At 68.1% G+C, this 3399-nt stretch carries 1 protein-coding gene; it reads left to right on the top strand.

The features are described from left to right. Positions 1–3342 (top strand): multifunctional oxoglutarate decarboxylase/oxoglutarate dehydrogenase thiamine pyrophosphate-binding subunit/dihydrolipoyllysine-residue succinyltransferase subunit (locus ACWGH4_RS33090; protein ID WP_453467358.1); only part of this gene is annotated, 3342 nt, incomplete at its 5' end. Positions 3343–3399 lie beyond the last annotated feature (57 nt).

Below are 3399 nucleotides of genomic sequence, written 5' to 3'. Positions count from 1 at the left end.
GGCCCGGCCGCCGCGGTCGCGAAGAACATGAACGCCTCGCTGGAGCTGCCCACGGCCACGTCCGTGCGCGCGGTGCCGGTGAAGCTGCTCTTCGACAACCGCATCGTCATCAACAACCACCTCAAGCGCGCCCGCGGCGGGAAGATCTCCTTCACGCACCTCATCGGGTACGCGATGGTGCAGGCCATCAAGGCCATGCCGTCGATGAACTGGTCCTTCGCGGAGAAGGACGGCAAGCCGACCCTGGTCAAGCCGGACCACGTCAACTTCGGTCTGGCCATCGACCTGGTGAAGCCGAACGGCGACCGCCAGCTGGTCGTCGCGGGCATCAAGAAGGCCGAGACCCTGAACTTCTTCGAGTTCTGGCAGGCCTACGAGGACATCGTCCGGCGCGCCCGCACCAACAAGCTGACGATGGACGACTTCACCGGCGTCACCGTCTCGCTGACCAACCCCGGCGGCCTCGGCACCGTCCACTCCGTGCCGCGTCTGATGCCCGGACAGTCGGTCATCATGGGCGTCGGCTCCATGGACTACCCGGCCGAGTTCCAGGGCACTTCGCAGGACACCCTGAACAAGCTGGGCATCTCCAAGGTGATGACCCTCACCTCGACGTACGACCACCGCGTCATCCAGGGCGCCGCGTCGGGCGAGTTCCTGCGGATCGTCGCCAACTTCCTCCTCGGCGAGGAGGGTTTCTACGACGAGATCTTCGAGTCGCTGCGCATCCCCTACGAGCCGGTCCGCTGGCTCAAGGACATCGACGCCTCGCACGACGACGACGTCACCAAGGCCGCCCGCGTCTTCGAGCTGATCCACTCCTACCGGGTCCGCGGCCATGTCATGGCCGACACCGACCCGCTGGAGTACCGTCAGCGCAAGCACCCCGACCTCGACATCACCGAGCACGGGCTCACCCTGTGGGACCTGGAGCGCGAGTTCGCCGTCGGCGGCTTCGCCGGCAAGTCGATGATGAAGCTGCGCGACATCCTCGGCGTGCTGCGTGAGTCGTACTGCCGCACCACCGGCATCGAGTTCATGCACATCCAGGACCCGAAGCAGCGCAAGTGGCTCCAGGACCGGGTCGAGCGCGCCGCCACCAAGCCGGAGCGCGAGGAGCAGCTGCGCATCCTGCGCCGGCTGAACGCCGCCGAGGCGTTCGAGATCTTCCTGCAGACGAAGTACGTCGGCCAGAAGCGCTTCTCGCTGGAGGGCGGCGAGTCCGTCATCCCGCTGCTCGACGCGGTCATCGACTCCGCCGCCGAGTCGCGCCTCGACGAGGTCGTCATCGGCATGGCCCACCGCGGCCGGCTGAACGTGCTGGCGAACATCGTCGGCAAGTCGTACGCGCAGATCTTCCGCGAGTTCGAGGGCAACCTCGACCCGAAGTCGATGCACGGCTCCGGCGACGTGAAGTACCACCTGGGCGCCGAGGGCACCTTCACCGGGCTGGACGGCGAGCAGATCAAGGTCTCGCTCGTCGCCAACCCCTCCCACCTGGAGGCCGTCGACCCGGTCCTGGAGGGTGTCGCCCGCGCCAAGCAGGACGTCATCAACAAGGGCGGCACGGACTTCACCGTCCTGCCCGTCGCCCTGCACGGTGACGCGGCCTTCGCGGGCCAGGGCGTCGTCGCCGAGACGCTCAACATGTCGCAGCTGCGCGGCTACCGCACCGGCGGCACGGTCCACGTCGTCATCAACAACCAGGTCGGCTTCACCGCCGCCCCGGAGTCCTCTCGTTCGTCGATGTACGCGACCGACGTGGCCCGCATGATCGAGGCGCCGATCTTCCACGTGAACGGCGACGACCCGGAGGCCGTGGTCCGCGTCGCGCGGCTCGCCTTCGAGTTCCGCCAGGCGTTCAACAAGGACGTCGTGATCGACCTCATCTGCTACCGCCGCCGCGGTCACAACGAGGGCGACAACCCCTCGTTCACCAACCCTCAGATGTACAACCTGATCGACAAGAAGCGCTCGGTGCGCAAGCTCTACACCGAGTCGCTGATCGGTCGCGGCGACATCACCCTGGAAGAGGCGGAGCAGTCGCTCCAGGACTTCCAGGGCCAGCTGGAGAAGGTGTTCGCGGAGGTCCGCGAGGCCACCAGCCACCCGGCCCCGGCCCATGTCCCGGACGTCGAGGCCGAGTTCCCGGTCGCGGTCACCACGGCGGTCTCCCAGGAGGTCGTCAAGCGGATCGCCGAGTCCCAGGTCAACATCCCCGACAACATCACCGTGCACCCGCGGCTCATGCCGCAGATGCAGCGTCGCGCGGCGTCCGTCGAGGACGGCACGATCGACTGGGGCATGGGCGAGACCCTCGCCATCGGCTCGCTGCTGATGGAGGGCACCCCGGTCCGGCTCTCCGGCCAGGACACCCGCCGTGGCACGTTCGGCCAGCGCCACGCGGTGCTGGTGGACCAGGAGACCGGCGAGGACTACACCCCGCTGCTCTACCTGTCCGAGGACCAGGCCCGCTACAACGTCTACGACTCGCTGCTCAGCGAGTACGCGGCGATGGGCTTCGAGTACGGCTACTCGCTGGCCCGCCCGGACGCGCTGGTCATGTGGGAGGCCCAGTTCGGTGACTTCGTCAACGGCGCGCAGACCGTCGTCGACGAGTTCATCTCCTCCGCCGAGCAGAAGTGGGGCCAGCACTCCGGCGTCACGCTGCTCCTGCCGCACGGCTACGAGGGCCAGGGCCCGGACCACAGCTCCGCGCGTCCCGAGCGCTTCCTCCAGATGTGCGCGCAGGACAACATGACGGTCGCGATGCCGACCCTGCCGTCGAACTACTTCCACCTGCTGCGCTGGCAGGTCCACAACCCGCACCACAAGCCCCTGATCGTCTTCACCCCGAAGTCGATGCTGCGTCTGAAGGCCGCGGCGTCCAAGGTGGAGGAGTTCACCACCGGCGGCTTCCGCCCGGTGATCGGCGACGACTCGGTCGACCCGAACGCCGTCCGCAAGGTCGTCTTCTGCTCCGGCAAGGTCTACTACGACCTGGAGGCCGAGCGTGAGAAGCGCGGCGTCACGGACACGGCGATCATCCGCCTCGAGCGTCTGTACCCGCTGCCGGGTGCGGAGGTCCAGGCCGAGATCGCCAAGTACCCGAACGCCGAGAAGTACCTGTGGACGCAGGAGGAGCCGGCGAACCAGGGTGCCTGGCCGTTCATCGCGCTCAACCTGATCGACCACCTCGACCTGGCCGTCGGCGCGGACATCCCGCACGGCGAGCGCCTGCGCCGCATCTCGCGCCCGCACAGCTCGTCCCCGGCGGTGGGCTCGGCGAAGCGCCACCAGGCGGAGCAGCAGCAGCTGGTCAACGAGGTCTTCGACGCGTAGCCGGCAGCCCGGCTGCCTCGACGAACGCCCGGCCCGGCCCCGCGAACACCTCGCGGG

This window comes from Streptomyces sp. NPDC054847, assembly GCF_053610925.1.
Note: the sequence above shows the minus strand (reverse complement) of the source record. Positions and strands in the feature narration are given on the sequence as shown.